The sequence below is a fragment of the Kitasatospora sp. NPDC056783 genome, assembly GCF_042789895.1.
Taxonomy (GTDB): domain Bacteria; phylum Actinomycetota; class Actinomycetes; order Streptomycetales; family Streptomycetaceae; genus Kitasatospora.
On sequence record NZ_JBHUAF010000635.1, the window covers coordinates 1 to 2501 of the forward strand.

At 75.7% G+C, this 2501-nt stretch carries 1 protein-coding gene and 1 pseudogene; both read right to left on the reverse strand.

The genetic code is table 11. From position 1 onward, the window contains the following. Positions 1 to 198 (reverse strand): annotated as a pseudogene (locus ACFRMQ_RS40100) (ABC transporter ATP-binding protein); the annotation flags it as partial. A gap of 126 nt (positions 199 to 324) precedes the next feature. Further along, the coding region (locus tag ACFRMQ_RS40105) for a restriction endonuclease (RefSeq protein WP_380735844.1) at positions 325 to 2501 on the reverse strand (2177 nt) is incomplete at its 5' end.

The following is a 2501-nucleotide window of genomic DNA, read 5'->3' on the forward strand; positions in this document are numbered from 1 at the left end:
CATGATCGCGGTGAACTCGCCCTGGGGGAAGGTGACGCTGACGTTGTCGAGGGCGACGACGCGGGTCTCCCCCTCCCCGTAGACCTTGTTCAGGCTGGTGGCGCGGGCGGCCGCACGACCGGTGTGGACGGCGGTTGCGGGGAACGTCACGTGGACTCCTCGGGCGGATGAACGGAATGTCTGACTCCGATCAATCATCCCAAGATGTTCGAATGCGATGCGTATGCCACGCGGGTGGTCGGCCCCCGCCGACCCGGCGGTACGGCGGGGGGCCTTCTCCTCCTCAGGTATGACCCCGACCCTGAGGGCCGTCGGCCCGGTCGCTCACTCCACCGCCACGCCGAAGGCCGTCGCCAGCCCGGCCAGACCGTTCGTCACCACCCGGCCGGACGGGCTGAATTCCCAGCCGCCCCCGGACCGCCGGAACGCGCCCACCAGCATCGCGCTGTCCGGCACCCCGCCGGTCGGGCCCGCCCAGGCGGCCGGACCGCCCGCGCCCGCCCCGTACGCGGCGGCGAGCGCCAGCCCGTGCACGTAGCCGAGCGGCAGAGCCGGGTGCTCCTCCTCCTCGGTGGAGACGGCGACCACCACCTCCTCGACGGCGGCCGGCAGCCGGTGCAGGTCCAGCGCCAGCCGGGCCGCCCGGGTCGGCTCGCCCGGCACCGAGCGGGTCGGATGCAGCCGGACGGCGCCGTCCGGGTCCTGCGGGCTGTTGAAGAAGACGAAGTGCTCGTCGCTCAGCACCCGCCCGCCGGCGCACAGGAAGGCGGTGACGTCCAGCTCCACCGCGTCCCCGCCCGCCGTCCGGCTCTGCCAGCTCACCGTGAGGGCGGTCTCGCGGGCCTCTTCCCCCTCCGGCCCGCCGTTCGCGGCAGGGGCGACGGCTTCGGCGGCCGCGCCGGGGCCGAGGCGTCCGCGCAGGCCCTGCTCGGCGAGCAGCACCACCAGCTCCGGACCGCTCACCAGGGTCAGCGGCTTGCCCTCGATGTAGCTGTACGACCCGCGCCCGAACCCCGCGGTGGTGACCAGGATGCCCTTGTTCGCGCCGTGGTGGCGGACGGTGGACTCCAGGTCGCGCACCGCCGTCGGCGGCACCGTCTTCTTGTAGCGCTTCGCCTGGATCACGATCTTGCCGCCGGTCACCGGGTCCAGGTCCTCGGCCACCACGTCCACCCCGACGTCGCCGCTGCGCGCCGTGGTCATCACCGTGAAGCCGCGCAGCCGGAACAGCTCGGCGATCAGGTCCTCGAAGTCGAGCGGATCCATCTCGAACAGGTCCGGCTCCTCCTCGCCGCCGTGCCCGGCCACGCTCCCGCCGACGCTCTGCGGCCGCCGGTCGGGCCGCACCTCGTCCAGCCGCTCCGGGCGCGCCGACAGCCGGCCGCCCAGGCCCTGGAAACACTCCACCGGGGCCACCCGGTCCAGCGCCAGGCCGGCGAAACCCGCCCGGGCGGCGGTCAATGTGGAGAGGAAGCGCTCGGCCTCCCGGCCGGTCGCCGGGTCGATCCCGAGGACGAAACCGTTCACCACCACCGAGTCCAGCAGCCCGTCCCGGTCCGCCCGGAACAGCTCCGCCGCCACCCGCAGCGCCGACTGCGCCAGCACCTCCCGGTACAGCGCCTTGCGCTCCGTCGCCGGGCGGGCCACCTCCGCCTCGCGGTCGTCCGCCTTCACGTACCGGACCCGGCCGGCGGCCGGCACCACGTCCGGCCCGGGCAGCTCCCAGTCCACCACCAGCTGGCGGCTCCCGGCGTCGAAGGCCGCCACCAGCCGGTGCGGGAAGCCCTCCGGCCAGGCCGCCGAGGCGTACAGGCCCGCCGTGAAGTACTCCTGCACCGCCTCCGGCTCGCCCGCCCGCAGCCGGCGCAGCAGCTCCTCGGTCCGGGCGCCGAGCTCCCGCTGCCGCCGGCGCGACTGCTCGACCCGGGCCAGGTACTCCTGCTGGTACCCGGCCAGCCGGCGCTGCCGGTCCGCCTCCTGGGCCTGCGCGGCGTACCAGTCCTGCTCGAACCGGGCGCGGGCCTGGGCCAGGTACTGCTCGTACTGCCGCCGCACACCCGGGTTGCGGGCCTGGACCGGATCCGGCGGCGGCACGAAGTAGGCGGCCGAGGCCTGGTCGGGCATCGGCACCGGCAGGCCCAACGGCCCCGGATCGAAGGGCGGTTCGGCCAGGGGCGCCAGCAGCGCCTGCGGGCCGAACGCCGGGGCGGCCAGACCGGCGGCCAGCAGCCCCCTCAACTCCTCGACCCGGGCTTCCAGTTCGGCCGTCCGCCGGGCCACCTCCGCTTCCCGTGACTGCTGGTAGGCGCGCTGCGCCTCCCGCTCACCGCGGGCGGCCGCCTTCTGCGCCTCCCGCTGCTCCCGCTCCCGGCGGCGCTGCTCCGCCGCCTCGGCGCGCCACCGGGCCTCCTCCCGGCGCTGCTGCTGCCGCTGCGCCTCCGCCCAGATCGCCAGCACCCCGCCGCTCCGCCGCCCCGACACCGTCCGTCCACCCCATTCGC